This is a genomic window from Pseudoflavonifractor sp. 60, assembly GCF_009911645.1.
GTDB lineage: Bacteria > Bacillota > Clostridia > Oscillospirales > Oscillospiraceae > Lawsonibacter.
Window position 1 is genome coordinate 62,615 of sequence record NZ_QWKI01000041.1, and the last position, 17,613, is coordinate 80,227.

A 17,613-nucleotide genomic window follows, 5' to 3' on the forward strand; every position below is an offset into this window, starting at 1 on the left:
TTCAGGCTGTTTCCCTGCCGTGTTCGCCGGCCTGGGACAGCACTTTGGCAAAGGGAACTCCGACAGCCCCTTATGTACGAAAAAGGCGGGGCCATGTGCGGAAATGCACATAGCCCCGTAATTGCCTGACAGCACAGGAGAGCATGGCACTTCCTATGGCTGGCCCACCTATCCGCCCTTATCCGGCGTTGATGGACTGCCATATGAGATACCTTTGCCCTAATGCATATCAGGCACGATATTTTTTGTGGATAGATTGTGAAACCTGTCCTTATGTGTCTATTCTATCGGGTGGTCTTCTGAAAGGACAGGCCAGACTATGGCACTTTTGGCGGCGCATAAGTTTAGGGAAATCGCCGTTATCCCGGCTTTCATACTCTGTATCCAGGCTTCCGGCGGACGCTCAGACAGATCATCAGGCGGAATTATGGACACGAGACGGTGACATATCATGGCACTTTCTATCCTGAAAAAATTTCTGGCAGAGTGTCCTTAACCGCTCAAAAAAAGCGCCCACCACATGGTGAGCGCATCAGGCGAAGCAGCATATTCGGTTTTATCTTTTCAGGTGATCCGGCACGATGATCTCTCCAACAGGGATTTCCCGCAGTTCTTTTTTCAGTGTATGGGTAAATCGGATGGTTCCCGCAGTACCGCCCTTTTCCCGACCATCGTAGACAGCGATCACCCGGTCGGAGTGTTCCACCATGTAGCGGTTGCGATGAGAGTAAACGCTGGGCTGATACTCCTCCCGGATGACAACAACATCTACACAAGCCTCCAGCATCTCATAGGTCCGCTTCTTTTGGCGCAGATTGTCAAGCCGTTTCTGGTAGGGGATCACGGCCACAAGCTCCAGCGCCGGATTTGACTTCCGCATTTCCAGCACGATTTCGGCAAAATACTGGTCTACTCCCTCGGCAAAACCGCTCATAAAGCGAGTAAAGCCGTCAGCGACCGCCTTCTCAATCTCCTTCCGTAGAGCCGCCTTTACGCGGTTGATCTCCTTTTGGGGCAAATCCCTATGTCCTGTGACACAACAAGTCTTTTTCTGCATCTGTCTTTCCTCCGTTTGATATTGATGGGCTGACCGGCTACTGCTGTTTGGAGTGGCTCTGTTTCAACATACCCGGCCACAGCTCCAACGGTCAAGGATGTCGCAAGGCAACACGCATGAATAGGTATAACCTTTTATCACTGTCAATAATAGTAGATGTAATTTAGCAAGTCAATGTTAATACCCTTTTTCAATTTGCGGATACAGTCATTTCATGAGGTACAATCTAATACAAGGCGGAGGTGAGGATGATGTATGAAGATTTTCTCCCGGAACGGCTGGCAAAGCTAAGGATACAAAAAGGCGTATCAGCCCGTGATATGTCCCTGTCGCTGGGACAGGCAAACAACTATATCAACAACATCGAAAACAAGAAGTCCCTGCCCTCCATGCAGGCATTCTTCTATATCTGCGAGTACCTTGATGTGACGCCCCAGGAGTTTTTTGATGACGGGAACGCCCACCCGGAGGCGCTCCAGGCATTTATAGCGGAGGCCAAAAAGCTGGACTCCCAATCGTTGGAATACATCCTCGGCATCATGAAAAAGCTGAATAATACAACATGAAGCGGCCAAGCGACTGGCCGCTTCATGTTGTATTGTACCCGATGATATTCAGGATATGTCCTGCTCCTATACTGGCGATAATCCAAGAAATGTCCAAGATGTAAGGTGGACACTATATCCTTGCCATATTTGAGTAATGGAAATATAATGTATTTTGCAAGGGAGCGATATAGCCTATATGACCTCGTAAGGAATCGGGCATTACATCTTGTGAACCTGAATGTATCACCAGTATTGCAGATGTGGCAATAATATGGATGACCTTAAAGAACATAAAAAAGTGGGAAAAAAATAAATCTACACAATAGATTCACATTTCCCTGTTATAATCTATAGACGAGGAGGTGCGCCATGAGCAAAATCTTAATTGTGGAGGACGATTTATCCATACAGGCATTGCTACACGACTTCATTGAGGAAGCAGGCCACAGCGTTGTATTAGCGTCTGACGGTGTTGAAGCACTTGCAAAGTATTCCGAGCAGCCTTTCGATCTGATACTGCTTGACATTATGCTGCCCAAAATTGACGGTTATGGTGTATGCGAGGTTATCCGGCAAAAGTCAGATGTGCCTATCATCATGCTTACCGCATTGGACGGAGAGGAAAATCAGATTAAGGGGTTGGATATGCAGGCGGACGATTATATCACAAAGCCTTTTTCCATGCCCGTCTTGCTGCGGAAAATTGCCGCCGTCCTGCGCCGATCTGCAAAACAGTCAGACGAACCGCACACAATCACATACAAAGACCTCACTTTGGATTTAGAGGGGTACAGGGTATATACAAAGCAAGAAAATATCGACCTCACGCCCCGCGAGTTTGAGATATTGCGGGAGCTAATCATGCACCAAGGCCGGATTTTAACGCGGCAAAATCTCTTACAAACTCTTTGGAAATATGAATTTTTCGGAGAAGAACGGATTATTGACACACACATCAAAAATCTGCGGAAAAAGCTCGGCACTGCTGACTACATAGAAACAATCAGAGGGGTGGGATATAGAGTTGATAAGGAAGATTAGAAATAGCCTGCCTGCAAAAGTTTTTTTGATGACTGCCGTCCTAATGGCAGCCTGCTGTTCTATAACATATTTCTGCATAACCCAATTTGCTCCATACATATATACGCATGATTTTTCTACGATAGATGAGGAACTGCCTTATTTCGTTGAGGACATTTCCCATTTTACAAAAGAGGAAGCATTATTTGTCATAGAGGATTATTGTAATCAGATTGTTGAAAAAAATGATGATGAATTTGTTTTCCACCTTTTTCAAAGCAACAGCGAAGAACTCAAGCAGTTTAGCAAAAATGATACATCACAATGGTGTCGACTAACTTTTTCGGACAGCATAGATGAGTACGTAGTATTCTTTTCTAAAAACACAGAAAAAGAAAGTCAGGTGGTGGAGGCACTTCAAAAAGCAATTCCTGTTTTGAGCGTTGTGATTATTGTTGTTTCCATCATCGCAGCTTTTTTCTATACCATTTACATGACAACACCCATTAAAAAAATCAGTAGAATATCAAAACAAATGGCAGCATTGGATTTCAACGGCCTATGTACTGTCCGGCGCACAGACGAAATAGGTGTTCTCGCTGACAGCTTAAATGACCTGTCGAGAAAACTATCGTCCGCCTTGTCGGAGCTACAGAGTGCAAATCAGAAGCTGCAAGCTGATATTGATATGGAGCGACAGCTTGAACGCCAGCGGGTAGAGTTTTTTTCGGCGGCTTCCCACGAACTAAAAACACCTATTACTATTATCAAAGGCCAGCTACAAGGTATGCTCTATCAGGTGGGACGCTATAAGGACAGGGAAACCTATCTTGCACAATCTCTGGAAGTTACGGATAACTTAGAGAAAATGGTGCAGGAGCTTTTGACAATATCACGGTTGGACACGCCGGGGTATGCGTTCAATCCCTCGCACATTCACTTTGACAAACTGATCAAAGACCGTCTGGCAGCAAATGAAGATTTGTTTATGCAACATGAATTGACGGTTGAAAAAGACATATCCTCGGAGGTCAGCATTTCAGGCGATTTGCAGCTTCTTCAAAAGGTGGTGGACAACCTTTTGGGGAACGCCGCCGCATACTCTCCAGCGGGGGAACGAATAACGGTTAAAGTATGGTGGGCCGATGAAAAAGCGCATTTGACGATTGAGAATACAGGGGTACATATCCCTGACGAGGACATTCCAAAATTGTTTGAGGCGTTTTATCGAGTCGATCAGTCAAGAAATCGGCAGACGGGCGGCACAGGCTTGGGCTTATACATCGTCAAAACAATTCTTGATTTGCATGGGGCGGCAATCAAAATCGAAAACACAGCGCAGGGTGTGATGGTGTCGGTACAATTTTAGAAATATCCGATTCCAAAGGGCGGTGAGCGAAAGGCTTGCCGTCCTTTCTCTATCTCCACATAAAAAACATATTCAATACAAACTCAATTCAAGCTGGGCAGGTATGATAAAGCTGTACCCGGAAAGGGTAACAGAAAGGAGCATTTGACAATGAAAAAATACCTATCACTCGTTCTCGCCGCTCTGCTAATCATGGGTGTGTTGGCAGGCTGTGGAGAACAGGGAAACACCCCTGCCCCAGACAATTCCAGCACACCCATTCGCACACAGGCAACGCTCCCGGCTGACGGTTCATTTACCAGCGAGGAATACGAAAAGTTGCTGGCCCTCCGATTTGAAGGTTACGAGGAAATGACCGTAGCCGAGTTTCGGGACAAGGTCGGGGCTGTGACAGACACAAAAGAATACACTGATTTGTTTGAGCAGCTTCCCAAAGACACCGCCTTGCAGGAGTTGAAAGACACCGATGAAGATGCCGAGTTTCTGTTTTATATCCTGCCGCTGGCTGGCGACGATTGGAAAACACGAAGTTACAACGGAGAAGTAACATCCTCTTATACAGGGGATAAAGCGCGGCTGGAATATTCTTTCACCCTGACAATCCTGAACCCTGACGCGCTTTGGATCAAGGATTACAATGATACTCGTCTGGGCATCATGGGCGTTATGCAGGATACGCTTCGGAACAAAACAAAAGACGAACTCCGAGACGAGGCCGCTATCAGGGCGGATGTTCAATTCCAGATAGACCATCTGCTTCAGAATATCAATCAGACAGCGGAACTCAGTGCCGCCATTGAATTTGCGTATTTCCCTCTGCCCGCGGCTGGAGAGAAACCGCAAGTTTCAGGAGCAAACGGGAACAGCAATCAGGAAACCCGGCGAGCCGAGCATGGTACAAAAGAGGACTATCAATCCCTGCTGGCTTTGAAAACGCCAGACTATGCCAGCATGAGCGTTGCAGATTTTAACGCAAAGCTGCTGGCATGGGCTGACGAGGATTTTAGCCGAATGGAACGCATTGACGCTGATATGCTGTTCAATGATTTTCAAGTAAGTTTGAGCGAAGAAGAACTTGTGTTTATTCGGCTGACGGTGTTCCTTTCGGGAACTGAAAACGGCGAGTTTGTGCAAAGCAGTTACACAAGCGACCCTGTGGCAGACCCCGTATATCAAGAGAGCTTGCCGCAAAAAGCGGATAAGTCCAACGAAAAGGCCCCTATGTGGTGTGACTTTGGCTATCGCTTCTCGTACCACATAGCAAATGAAGAAACGCTGACGGTTGGAGAGCGAGATTGTTGTATTGGCGGCATGATTACCGCCGTAGAGAAGTTTTGGAATGACACAACGCTTGACGATCTGCTCACCATGACGAAAAGCAACATGATCTCCCGCCTTAATTCTTTGGCTGCTGAATATAGCACCGACAACATTGTGATTACCATAAGTGCAGAGCAAGTCCATTTCGACCATACGGAGGAACGACCCGAACTGCCGTAACATTCTCTGAAAAAATAAGTTCCGATGACTCCTGCCGCACGATTGTAAAAAACTTTCGTGCGGCAGGTCTATCAAAAGATTGCTAAATATGGCACTATAATTTTGTGTGTCACCAGATTCATTTTGCACAGTCGAAGTCTACCGTTTTGCCAAAGCAGTAGGAGGTGATGACATGGGAAATTAGCTGTTCTTGACATATCGGAATCTGGCAGACAAATTGGAGAGAAATTGTTCGCTCTGTTAGATATTAGCCAGCAACAGGAACTGATGCAGTATGTTCTCGCACAGAAGCAAGGCGGCAATCCTGATACATCTCTGCGCAGTATTTCTTCGCAGGTCATCCCGACTACTTCTATTGTCAAATTAACAGAAATCCAAGCGGAGAATTTGTACTTCTGCTTAGAAAACCGATTGGTATATATCTGCGAGACTGAGATCATGCTGACAGTGAAAGAGTTCGACATCTTCGCTTTACTCATCATGAATCCTCGCCGCGTACTCACCTATGAGATGATAATAGACCTCGTGTGGCACGAAAATCTTGACTACTACTCCCACAGGGCAATCAACAATCATGTCAGCAACCTCCGGCACAAGCTCAAAGTCACACCCGAAACGCCGGACTATATTAGGAGCGTTCACAGCATCGGTTACAAATTCAATCCGAATATTGAGCTTCTTTGAAGCCCTGGTCGCATATTGCGGCCGGGGCTTTTCTCTCGGCAAAAAGCAGGATTTTTCTTGGAGTGTTCCCGGACTATCCTCGAAAGAAGCTGAAGAACTGTCCGTTATAGTTTTCTCAGATAGAGGAGAAGGACAGGCGCATCGGACAGATGCCGTCCAGAATATGGAGAACACCGACATGACAGTTTTTTCAAATCTATGTTCAGATACCAGCCGTCAAGATAATACTACGGCTTTCCCGTCAATGATAGAATGGGCAACCGCCACGAATAAGGCCATCGCCCCGATGGAATTTCCAGATGCCCTCCATTACCTGATGAAGGATCAGAAGATGACAGTGGAGCATCTGGAGGAAACCTCGCTGATCTCGACCCGCACCATCATCCGTCTGAGCAACGACCCAGACTATGGTGTGACGAGGGAACACATCGTGGCGTTATCGGTCGGCCTGACACTCCCGCCAATCATCAGCATGGAACTGTTGCGGAAAGCGGGACTTGTGATGAAGAACACTATGCGCCACAATACATACTGCATGGTCCTATGTGAGATGTATTCGTGCAAGATTGAAGCTGTGAACCAATTCCTCGTTTCTCTCAACATACCGCCGCTCACAAGGCTGGGGGCGAAGATGTAACGGGAGGGGATTTTACGGGGGTGCGCTACTTGGCGAGCAGTGCATTTGTTCCCACAAATGCTCAAAATGGACTTCCAGCGTGACCGCTGGAAGTCCATTTTTGCTCGTTGGGGCCGTACCCCAAACCCCGTGAACAGCCCCGTAGCCGGGGCTGGCTGCGCGTTCGGTTCCCGAACGCTGTTGTCCCTGCTTTGCAGGGACAGGCGGGGCTTGCGCCCCGCGTGGAGCCGGAAACGACCGCCTCGGTGTTTCCGGGAAAAAGAAAAAAGCGGGGCTGGCCTACATTCCTGTAAGCCAGCCCCGCCAAGATCATCTGTGCGGATCGGTGCGCTGTTCCTCCTTGCGCCGCTCCTCCATAGCCGCCTGTTCCTTCTCCTTTTCCAGAAGGACAGCCACCACTTTCTGCGCCACAAGGTACTCCTGCATCTCCGTCCTTGCCTTTCGGTACGCCGGGTACGCAGCCCGTTTCTGTTCCAGAAGCTGGGCATACTCGGCGTTCAATTCCTTGACACGGGGGAGCTTTTTCAAGCCGAGCTGTTCAAAAGCCTCCTTCGCCGCCTTGTGGAGCGTGATAGCCTCCCGATGCCCCTCAAGGAATTTTTTACTGTACCCTGCCTTGCGGTAGGCCACATAGACCTCCCTGGTCCTGGAGTAGTTGATGATGTGTTTTTTCAATGCGGCGATCTCCTGCATCCGCTGTTCTGCCGCCTTGATGGAGTCTCCCAGACCGTTAAATTGGGTAACTGCCGCATCCGCCCTCGCCGTCAGTTCGTCAAAGCTGTCTATCTCGTTCTCCTGCAAAAAGCACATGACCTGTGCCATCTGTTTCAGGTTAAAGAGGGTCGCCCACCGCTGGTATCCGGCGCCTTTCCCCTCGTTCAGCTTCGCCTGAATATCAATGAGAAGGGAAAACTTCTTGTCGTGGACTTGCTGGCTTTTCCCCGCAGACCGCTCCCTGCGTTTCCCGGCAATAGCCTCTTTCAGGTCATCGACCGTGTAGCCATCGCCCAGCGAACTGAACCGGGCAAAACGCTCCTGCCCTCTGCATCGGACAGAAGGCCGCTTGCCCGGTTTGTACTCGCACCCGGCCTCCACCAGGAAGGAGATCAGTTCCTCGAAGTCCTTCGGCTTTCTCTGCATAGCCGCGTCAATGGCTGCCCGCAGATCGTCACGGTTGGAAGTCCGCTTGGGATACTCGGTGCGTTTTTTCCGTTCCCGGTATGGACGCGGCTCTATGACAGAAAGCCCATGCTCCAGACACAATCGGTCGCTTACCCTTTGGAGCGCCAGCCCGGACAGAAAGAAATTCCTGAACTTCCGGGTACAATCCAGGGCGGTCGAATTGAAGATGATGTGATTGTGGATATGCGCCCGGTCGGTGTGGGTGGCAACGATGAAAGCGTGTTTCCCCTTGGTGAAGCGCATCCCCAGCTCATAGCCGATACGGTTGGCCTCCTCCGGCGTGACCTCGCCCGGTTTGAAAGACTGGCGTATCTGGTAGGCGATGACATCATGCTCATGGCGGCGGCCCGTTATTTGCTCATACTGCCGCTTCGACAGAAGGAACTGCTCGTCCGCTGTCCGGGCGTCGCACTCATAGCTGGAGATATATTTGCCACCCTCGGTCTTTTTCTCATTCTCCGCGTAGTCTGTCCTGTCCGCCAGCGTCTGAGCGATAGTCTTGCCTTTGTTGATATGGAGCGCGATCAGCCGTGTCGCCGCCATAGCCCACCTCCCTCGTTCAAAAACTTACATTGCCAGTTCCTGCGGGAGCCTTACGCTCCGCACCTTTCCGGGAAAGCTGTCCCTCTGCTGGTCGGCTGTCCCCCTGCGGTCGAAAGCGGCAATCTTCTTTTCCAGACCGTCCAGGTCTTTCTCCTTTTCCTTCACAATGGCGGTGCGCTCCTCCAGAGTGCCGGAGATCAGCTCGTCCAGCAGATACTCCACATAGTCCATTTTCTGCAAGGCTTCGCAGAACAGAGGATGCCAGTCCTCGTCCTCCGGCTGCGGCGCATACTGCTCCTTCCAGTCACGGAGCAGATGGAGATATTCGCACAGCACACGGTAACAGCGGTTCTCCTTTTTGCGGTACTCCTGCGCCGCCGCCAGTTTGGAGATGACGGACGGCCTCCTCTGGGGTTGCCATGTTTGCAGGCCCTCATACCGCACCCCAAAGTCCTCCGCCAGCTTCTCGGCGGCCCTCTTGGGGGAGAGGTCAAACAGCTTGCCCACAAAGTCGATCACATCCCCGTCCTCCTGACAGCCGAAACAGTGGAACCGCTTATCCACTTTCATGCTGGGCGTTCGGTCATCGTGGAACGGACAGCAGGCCATGCCGTTGCGCTTGACCTCGATCCCGTAATGCTCCGCCGCTGTCCTTGTTGGTACGGCGTCCTTGACCGCTTCAAATAAATTCATTGTCATGCCACCTTTCCCGGTATGTAGAAGTAGAAAGGGCAAAAAAAGAAGGAGCGGCAATCGCCGTTCCCTCCTGTGCGCTGGTTATGGAATTGTCTTATTCGCAAATCTCTGTATCGCCGCCCTCCCGTGAAAGCAGGCCGCTCAAAAAATCCGCCGCCTCGCTCATGCGGTCATGCTCGTTCCCGTAGGTCCACTCGATCACGGTATCACCGTACATCTTCTCCCGCATCCAGTCAAGCAGGGCCTGCGCCTCGTTCTTCGGAAAATCCATCTTCGCACATCCTTTCAAAGATTTATGAGTGGAGAAAAGCCCCAAGACTGCCAGCCCACTCGCCGGCCAGTTCCACCAGGAACATGGCCGAGAACTGGAGCGCCACACAGACCGCCTCCACGCCGAACAGGATCGCCACATTCATCCAGTCATGGACGCACACCTGATAGATGCCGCAGGCCAGCACGACCAGCATGAACAGCCCGACAACATAGGCGGAGAGATTGGATGCCAGTTTACCTATGATATGGAGTGTGTAGAGAGCCAACATCAGGGGGAGCGCCAGCAGTTTCAAAGGGAGTTTCAGAAGTCTCATATCGTGTTCCGTCCTTTCCTGTTTCCTGCATACAGTTTACCGCGCCGGCCCACTGTCCGACAAGGATGTCGGGTATGTAGCGGGCGCAGATTGCTCCGCGCCCTTTCGCAAAACTTTTGAAGCCCACAGCCGCTATCGGATGCTGGCAAGATGGGCAAGGGACTGTCTGGACAATTCCCAAATCTCATCAAGGCGGCTCTGCAAATCCTCAATGTCCGCCGCATAGACGCTGCCCGTCTCATTTGCCCTCTTTGCATATTGGTTCAGGTTGTTGCTGCACCGCTGGAGCAGGACGATAAGTTGGCGCACCTCCGCCAGGTCCAGCCTCACGCAGATACCGTCCAGAGCCATCTTGCGGACATAGGCGCTCATGTTCAGGATGCCGGCCTCCTCCATCTTGGAACGGATACGCTCCTTATCTTCGGGGGAGATACGCACCTTCAGTTCCACCTCTTTCTTCATCCTCGCTCCGGCTCCTTTCCGGGCTTTTTGTCCGGGGGTATCTCCGCCGCCCGTTTTTTCAGGTCCTCCAGAACAGAGGGCCGTTCGCCCTCACCGACCTCCTCACTGACCTCCGCCTCATCCTGGGAGATGCTCTCGTCCATACTGAGGGCGGCGTCCAGCTCCGCAAGTCTCGCGCTCTTTTCGGCAAGCTCCGCCTCCTGGGGGAAGGGCTTTGTCAATTCCACCTGTGCGGCGGCCTGCTGGTTCCGCAGGTTCTCCAACTGCTCCTGTCCCCGCTCCAGCCGTCCGGGGATACCGACGAGGGCGTTGTCCAGCCGGGTCAGGTTGCCCCTTGCGTCCGTCCCCAGGCTGACACGGTGGCTCATCTCTCCCTTCAAGGTGATCTGGAACTGCTTCTCAAAGGTGTTGTAGGAAAGCTCCATCTGAAATCCCCGGTAGCTGCCGATGGGGATGCCCTCGGTGCTTTTGATCTCCTTGCACAAGGCAAGGATGGCGTCCCCGGCGTCCGCTTTTTCCGCGTAATGTTTGCCGCCGACCTCCATCCCCACAAAGCCCTCCTCCGGGAGCGGGTGGGCCTCCGCCGTCCTCATATCCGCCTCAAAGCCCCGGTTGCGGCTCTGCTGGGCCTCGATCTCGGCGGGGAAGTATTTCAGGAGCTGGTCCTCCAGCCGGAAGTGCTTGCTCTGGTAGTCGGCCCGGAGGACTTTCAGCTTCGCCACATCCACATCAAGGTCCATCTTTTCCCGAATCAGCGGATTTCCGGCGCACAGGGCCTTGATCTCCGCATAGGAGAGCGCCTGCTCGTCCACATCGTCACAGCTTCGGACGGGGGACTTGCTCGTCATGATCTGGCTGATGAATTTCTGCTTGTTCTCCAAAGTCTGGTAGAGGTAGGCGTCAAAGGTCCCCTCCGTCACATACTGGAAGATCTGCACCTGTTTGTTGCGGTTGCCCTGCCGGATGATGCGCCCGTTGCGCTGGGTCATGTCGGCGGGGCGCCAGCCCACATCCAGGTGGTGGACGGCCACAAGGCGGTCCTGCACGTTGGTCCCGGCGCCCATCTTCTGGGTGGAGCCGAGCAGGACGCGCACCTCCCCGGTCCGCACCTTGCCGAACAGCTCCTTCTTCTTTGCCTCTGTGTCGGCGTCATGGATAAAGGCGATCTCCTCACGGGGGACGCCTGCCGCCACCAGCTTGTCCCGGATGTCCTCGTAGACATTGAAAGTGCCGTCACCCTTGGGCGTGGACAGGTCGCAGAACAATAACTGGGTCAGCTTGTCCGCCTGCCCCTCCTCCCAGATGCGGAGGACATTCTGGACGCAGGCGTTCAGCTTGCTGTTCGGGTCATCGGGCAGGAGCGGGTTCATCAGCCGCTGGTCGAGGCCGATCTTGCGCCCGTCCGAGGTGATCTTGAGCATATTATCGACCGAGGGGTCTATATTCCCGCTGTGGACAGCGGCGGCCCGTTCAGACAGGTCGGCCACCATCTCCTTCTGTATCTCCGAGGGCTGCACCACTACGGTCTCAAACTTTGCTTCTGGCACAGGGAGGCGGAGCTGGTCGGCGGTCTTGATGTCGGCCACCTCTTTGAACATACTCATCAGCTCCGGGAGGTTGAAGAACTTGGCAAACCTCGTCCGCGCCCGGTAGCCGGTCCCCTCCGGGGCCAGCTCTATGGCCGTGGTGGTCTCGCCAAAGGTGGAGGCCCACTGGTCGAAATGGGTCAGCCCCTTCTGCCGGAGCGTACCATGCTGCAGGTAGCGCATCATGGTGTAAAGCTCTGTCATACTGTTCGACACCGGTGTCCCCGTGGCAAAGACCGTACCCTTCCCGCCAGTCAGTTCATCCATATACTGGCACTTCATGAACATATCCGAGGACTTCTGCGCCTCGGAGGTGGAAAGCCCCGCCACATTCCGCATTTTCGTGTAGAGGAACAAATTTTTGAACGCATGAGCCTCGTCCACAAAGAGCCGGTCCACACCAAGCTGCTCAAAGGTTATCACATCGTCTTTGCGCTCTGTGGCTTGCAGTTTCTCCATCCGGGCCTCTAAAGATTTCCGGGTCTTTTCCAACTGCTTGATGGTGAAGCTCTCGCCCCGCATGGCCTTCATCTCGGAAATGGCGTCGGTGATCTCGTCTATCTGCTCCTGCAAGATGCGCTCCTGCCGCTCGGCACTGATGGGGATTTTCTCAAACTGGCTATGGCCGATGATAACGGCGTCATAGTCGCCGGTCGCTATCCTCGCGCAGAACTTCTTGCGGTTGGCCGTCTCAAAGTCTTTTTTCGTGGCGACCAGTATCTTCGCGCTGGGGTAGAGCCGCAGGAACTCGCTGGCCCACTGGAGGGTCAGGTGGTTCGGCACGACAAAGAGGGACTTCTGGCACAGCCCCAGCCGCTTCGCCTCCATAGCCGAGGCCGCCATCTCAAAGGTCTTGCCCGCGCCCACTTCGTGGGCAAGCAGGGTGTTCCCGCCGTAAAGCACATGGGCGATGGCCCCCCGCTGGTGTTCCCGCAGGGTGATGTCCGGGTTCATGCCGCCCAGGACGATGTGGCTCCCGTCATACTCACGGGGGCGGGTGCTATTAAACAGCTCGTTGTAGGTCCTGACTAAATCCTCCCGCCGCCTGGGGTCACGCCACACCCAATCCCGGAAAGCGTCCTTGATGGCCTGCTGCTTCTGCTGGGCGAGGGTGGTCTCCTTCTTGTTCAGCACCCGCTTCTGTTTCCCGTCCGCGTCCTCAATGGTGTCGTAGATGCGGACATCCCGGAGGTTCAGGGTGTCCTCCAAAATGCGGTAGGCGCTGGCCCGGTCTGTGCCGTAGGTCATATACGCCATGACATCGTGCCGCCCTGTGGCGTTCTTGCCCGTGACCTGCCACTCGGCGGTGGAGGGCGAATACTTCACCTGTACCGCGTTCCGAAGCCGCCACGGGGTATCAAAGGTCTCCTCCATGAACTGCTGGATATAGTCCTTGTCGATCCAGGTCGCCCCCAGGCGCACATCAATCTCAGATGCGTCCAAGTCTTTGGGCTGCGCCTGTTCCAGAGCCGCCACATTGACGGCGTAGGCGGGGTCAGTGGCCGCCGCCATCCTCGCCACCATCAGCTTGTCCCGGACATTGCCGGAGAGGTAGTCGTCAGCGGTATGCCAGCCTCGGAGGGGGTCGTCCGCCACAGCCTCACGGGGGTCACGGAAGATCACGCCCCGCAGCTCCTCGGTGATGCGCCCGTACTCTCCAGGCGTCCCCAGCAGCTCGGACATGAACCGCAGATCGACCCTGCCCCGCTCTCCAATAGAGACCGCCAGCGCCTCGCTGGGCGTGTCCACACTGGTGATATGGCGTTCCGGGCGGATAGTCCTTTTTGTGAACATATCCGCCTTGCTCTCCAGCCGCCCGTCCTCGTCGATGTTCTCCAGGGAGCAGAGCAGATAGTAGGAGGAGTCCTCGTCAAACACCCTCGCGTTGGCGCTGGAATTGATGGTCCCGAACTTTGCGTAAAAGGTATCATAGGCGGCGTTCAGCTCCGCCTGCTTCGCCTGGATGTCCCCGTCCGGGTAGTCCTCAAGTTGGTACTGGATCAGGTCGTTCACGAGCTGCCGCAGGCCGATCATCCCGGCCACGCGCCCCTTTGCCGTGTCGCTTAGCTCCACAGGCTTCATCACGCTGTTCTCCCGGAAGTAGACCTCCCCGTCCACCAGGGCATAGGAGAAGTTCTTTACATCCGGGTCAGCGGGGATAGCGCCCCGCTCCGCTGCCTCGTCCGCAATGTCCGCCTTGTCCCGCTCCACCGCCTGATAGCTGCCGTGGATATGGGAAACGGCCTCCCGGAGCTGTTCCGCAAGGTCGGCGCCGGGAGTGGGGGCAACGGTGCATTCCTCCCGCCCGTACTGTGTGCTTTCGGTCGTCAGCTCGCCCAGCACCATCTCAGGATGGTCTACAAAATAGCTGTTGAGGGTAAGGCCCTCCGGGGTCTGCCCCAGGTGTACCCAATCCGGCTCGATGTCGATGGGACGGTCCCGCTTTTGCAGGAACAGGATGTCCGATACCACCTCCGTCCCGGCGTTGGCCTTGAAAGCGTTGTTGGGCAGGCGGATCGCCCCCAGCAGCTCCGCCCGCTGCGCGATATATTTCCGGGCGTCGGGGCTTTTGGCGTCCATCGTATAGCGGCTGGTGACAAGGGCCACCACGCCGCCCGGACGCACCTGGTCGATGGCCTTGGCGAAGAAATAGTTGTGGATGGAGAAGCCCAGCCTGTTGTAGGGCTTGTCGTTCACTTTATAGTCACCAAAGGGGACATTCCCGACACAGAGGTCGAAGAAGTCCCGCCTGTCGGTGGTCTGGAAACCGGCCACCTTGATGTCCGCCTCCGGGTACAGCTTCTGGGCGATGCGCCCAGTGATGGAGTCCAGCTCCACACCGTAGAGGCGGCTGCCCGCCATGCTGTCGGGGAGCAGGCCGAAGAAATTGCCCACGCCCATCGAGGGTTCCAGGATGTTGCCAGTGGTAAAGCCCATATTGCCCACAGCCTCATAGATGGCCTTGATGACGGTGGGGCTGGTGTAGTGGGCGTTGAGGGTGGACGCTCTGGCAGCGGCGTATTCCTCCGGGGAGAGGGCGGCATACAGTTCCCGGAATTCGCCTGCCCAGCTATCCTTTTTCTCGTCAAAAGCATCCGCCAGACCGCCCCAGCCCACATAGCGGGATAGGACCTCCTGCTCCTCTGGCGTGGCATCCCTGCCGTCGAACTCCAGCTCATGCAGGAGGTTGATGGCGTCCATGTTGGCCCGGAACTTCGCCTTGGGGCCGCCCTCGCCCAGATGGTCGTCCGTGATGCGGAAATTGCGGGCGGCGGGCTGTTGGGTCTGCTCCGGCTGTCCGCGTTCCGGCTCCCCAAAATGCAGCCGTTCAACGACCACATCAAAGGGCAGGCCGTTCTTCTCACCGGGATAGATGGTCTCGGCGGTGGCGGTGACTTCCGGCTTCGGACCAACCTGGTCTGAAGCTGGCCTTGCATCTAACTTGTGCGCGTTTTGCGCCCAAGTTGGGTCCGGGTGGAGAACTGATTGGACCTGTTCCCGCAGTCCGGGGGTATCTTTCAGTTCGGCCCCGTCAATGAACGCATACGCCTCGTCCCATGTCTTGAAGGAGGTGGGATACCCGCCTGTCAGGTCTCCAGCGCGGAAGATAAGGGGGTCCAGGGCGGTATTGGAAAGCGGGTCATAGAAAAATCCTGCCGTCTGCATGGCATCCACGATACGCCGCTGTTCAGGCTCCAATGCGGCAATGGCCGTTTGCGTCTGACGCTGGTAGTCCGCCGCCCATTTTTCAACATCCGCAAAAGGATTTTCTTCCCTCTGTACGGAAAGGATATGCTCGACCGCATCCCGGTCATCCTCTGAAAAGCTGTATGTGACATCGCCGTTCTCATGGACGAACCGCGCCGTGGAGATGCCGGCCTTGCCCATCTGCTCCTCCAGGATGGGGGCCTCCTCCGCCGTGACCTTCACCCGGTAATTGGGGGTCGTGACCTCGATCTTCGCACCGGGCAGGAATACGTTGTTCCTGACATCCGCCCAGAGCATCCGCTCCAGCCTCTCCTTACTCTCAGCGCGGAGGACGGGATAGGCCAGCGTAGGGTCACGGAGCTGGACATCGAACAGACCGATCTCCTCCACGATATAAGCCGCGTCCTCCAGATAGATGGTATCGCCCACCTGGTAGGTCGGCTCCTGCGGTGCGGCAGTGCTTTTTGCATCGGTCCCAGGGGCGGCAGGGGCAATATCCTCCCCGGCTCCTTCATAGGTCTCGCCCTCCGGCGTTTGCCCCGCTTCTGTGCCGGGAACAGGCTCCTCCATGACCCTCTCGGCCTTGGGGCGGTGTGAGCGGAGCGCCGCCTCCGCCTCCTCCAGGGACGCAAAGCCGCCGGCCGTAGCCATTGCGGAGCGGCCCTGCTCATTGTACCCGTAGTGGTTGTAGAACTGCCCGTTGGGGTACTGCTGGATGACGATGGCCTCATCGCCGTTCAGATAGCTGGCAACAGTCTGTACCGCCTCCTTCGGCTGGGCGTCCCGGATGTGTCCCGTCCGCAGGCTATGCTCGAACATCTCCCGGTCCATGAACACATGGTTTTGCCCCGGCTCGTCAGGATAGACATAGAACACATCCCCATCCGTGATGCTCGTCAGGACGATCTCCTTTGTACCGTCCTCGGAATAGATGGTGAACGGGTCCCCAATGCCATATTTCAGGGGCGGCAGCTTTGCCTCCTCCGTTTTGAGCCAGTCGGCGGCCTCCCGCCTTGCGACATCCTCCTTGACCTGGAGCAGATAGTCCTCAGCCTGCCACTCGCTGGTGAACTCCTCGGAAACGCCCTTCGGGTCTACATATATCTCCTCCCGGATGTCATCCCAGACGGCATAGCCATTATCGGTCTCGATCAGGAAGAACCGCTCCGGGGCGGCATAGTTGCTGCCGTCCGCCATCCGCGCCGCCTGTGTCAGCATCTCGCTTGTGCGGTCGGGCGGGTCCGGCAGTTCCGGGGCGGCGGTCATGGCCTCATAGGTCTCGTCCAGCAGGGACTGGTGGAGACGGCTGCGGTACTCCGGCACATCGAAATACAGCCGCATGAAGCCCGTGTCCTGGATGGTGAGCGCCGCCTGTTCGATGGCCTTGCCGCCCTCCACATAGGCGGTCTCTTTGTCGTTGTTGTCACAAGCGTTCCGATACGCCGTGTCCCGCAGGAGGGCGTCCCGGATGACAGGGTAATACCGCTCATAGATGTCTGCCGGGGTAGGGGGAAAACCGTGTCCGGGAGCAGGGAGAGGGACGGCGCCGAACTCGGCGTAATTCTTCTCAAGGGCGGCATACCGCTGTTTGTCTGGGCCGCTCAGATACTGGCCGTTCTGGATGAGCGCGCCGAGCCGCTTCTCGACCTCGGACCAGCGCAGGCGCACCTCTGCGTTGTGGCTGGCGTCACGGATCACCAGTCCCTGAGGGCGGGTCTGCACACCGCCCCGGCTGCCATCGGAAAATTGCCAGCTCTGCCCACTGTTGGTCCCATACTCGCCTTTCAGATACTCCACACGCTCATCTGGCGTGTTCTCCTGCGAATAAAGGGCAGCGATACGCAGTTTGCCGCCGTCATAGGGGGAACCGTGGCGGAGGATGCGCTCGATCTCCGCGTCAGGAATAGAAAAAGCGGGGGCGGGAGCCTCTGCCGGGGCCTGTTCCTCTTTTTTGGGCATAGCAAAGGCGGAGGGCTTTTCGCTCTCCGCCTGTCGGTCTATCATTGAGATCTGTTCCATCTCGGAGGGGAACAG

The 17,613-nt window shown here is 54.8% G+C and carries 13 protein-coding genes; 6 read left to right on the top strand and 7 right to left on the bottom strand.

Annotated elements, in window-relative coordinates:
* Nucleotides 1-556 precede the first annotated feature (556 nt).
* The gene (locus tag D1646_RS05585) at nt 557-1,057 is read right to left on the bottom strand and encodes an SLOG family protein (RefSeq protein WP_160635510.1); all 501 of its coding nucleotides are present in this window, start codon (nt 1,055-1,057) and stop codon (nt 557-559) included.
* Between the two features lie 251 nt (nt 1,058-1,308).
* On the opposite strand from D1646_RS05585, the gene D1646_RS05590 reads away from it, so the two are divergent.
* The 6 genes from D1646_RS05590 to D1646_RS05615 all read left to right on the top strand — a co-directional run bounded on the left by D1646_RS05590 (nt 1,309) and on the right by D1646_RS05615 (nt 6,815).
* On the top strand, nt 1,309-1,623 hold the full coding sequence (locus D1646_RS05590; RefSeq protein WP_160635541.1) for a helix-turn-helix domain-containing protein: 315 nt from the start codon (nt 1,309-1,311) through the stop codon (nt 1,621-1,623).
* A 351-nt stretch (nt 1,624-1,974) separates the two neighbouring features.
* Nucleotides 1,975-2,646 carry a response regulator transcription factor gene (locus tag D1646_RS05595; protein ID WP_160635511.1) on the top strand — a complete coding sequence of 224 codons (672 nt, stop codon included), beginning with the start codon at nt 1,975-1,977 and terminating at the stop codon, nt 2,644-2,646.
* On the top strand, nt 2,630-3,994 hold the full coding sequence (locus D1646_RS05600; protein WP_160635512.1) for an ATP-binding protein: 1,365 nt from the start codon (nt 2,630-2,632) through the stop codon (nt 3,992-3,994). The genes D1646_RS05595 and D1646_RS05600 overlap by 17 nt, the downstream gene beginning before the upstream one ends.
* A 150-nt stretch (nt 3,995-4,144) precedes the next feature.
* Nucleotides 4,145-5,494: a hypothetical protein gene (locus D1646_RS05605; RefSeq protein ID WP_160635513.1), complete on the top strand. Its 1,350-nt coding sequence runs from the start codon at nt 4,145-4,147 to the stop codon at nt 5,492-5,494.
* A gap of 228 nt (nt 5,495-5,722) precedes the next feature.
* Entirely contained in the window at nt 5,723-6,178 is a 456-nt protein-coding gene (locus D1646_RS05610; RefSeq protein WP_243154035.1) for a response regulator transcription factor, read from the top strand.
* Between the two features lie 286 nt (nt 6,179-6,464).
* Nucleotides 6,465-6,815, top strand: coding sequence for a hypothetical protein (locus tag D1646_RS05615; RefSeq protein WP_160635514.1), 351 nt, complete (start codon nt 6,465-6,467; stop codon nt 6,813-6,815).
* A gap of 309 nt (nt 6,816-7,124) precedes the next feature.
* Here D1646_RS05615 and D1646_RS05620 read toward each other — a convergent pair whose 3' ends face one another.
* The 6 genes from D1646_RS05620 to D1646_RS05645 form a co-directional block, all read right to left on the bottom strand.
* Nucleotides 7,125-8,540, bottom strand: a complete 1,416-nt coding sequence (locus D1646_RS05620) for a relaxase/mobilization nuclease domain-containing protein (RefSeq protein ID WP_160635515.1) — start codon at nt 8,538-8,540, stop codon at nt 7,125-7,127.
* A gap of 24 nt (nt 8,541-8,564) precedes the next feature.
* Nucleotides 8,565-9,233 (bottom strand): CHC2 zinc finger domain-containing protein, encoded by a 669-nt coding sequence (locus tag D1646_RS05625; protein WP_160635516.1) that lies wholly within the window; start codon nt 9,231-9,233, stop codon nt 8,565-8,567.
* 97 nt (nt 9,234-9,330) lie between these two features.
* On the bottom strand, nt 9,331-9,507 hold the full coding sequence (locus tag D1646_RS05630) for a hypothetical protein (RefSeq protein WP_160635517.1): 177 nt from the start codon (nt 9,505-9,507) through the stop codon (nt 9,331-9,333).
* 22 nt (nt 9,508-9,529) lie between these two features.
* Nucleotides 9,530-9,823 carry a hypothetical protein gene (locus tag D1646_RS05635; RefSeq protein WP_160635518.1) on the bottom strand — a complete coding sequence of 98 codons (294 nt, stop codon included), beginning with the start codon at nt 9,821-9,823 and terminating at the stop codon, nt 9,530-9,532.
* Nucleotides 9,824-9,955: 132 nt separating this feature from the next.
* Nucleotides 9,956-10,285, bottom strand: a complete 330-nt coding sequence (gene mobC / locus D1646_RS05640; protein ID WP_160635519.1) for a plasmid mobilization relaxosome protein MobC — start codon at nt 10,283-10,285, stop codon at nt 9,956-9,958.
* Nucleotides 10,282-17,598: an SNF2-related protein gene (locus D1646_RS05645; protein WP_160635520.1), complete on the bottom strand. Its 7,317-nt coding sequence runs from the start codon at nt 17,596-17,598 to the stop codon at nt 10,282-10,284. The genes mobC and D1646_RS05645 overlap by 4 nt, the downstream gene beginning before the upstream one ends.
* Nucleotides 17,599-17,613 lie beyond the last annotated feature (15 nt).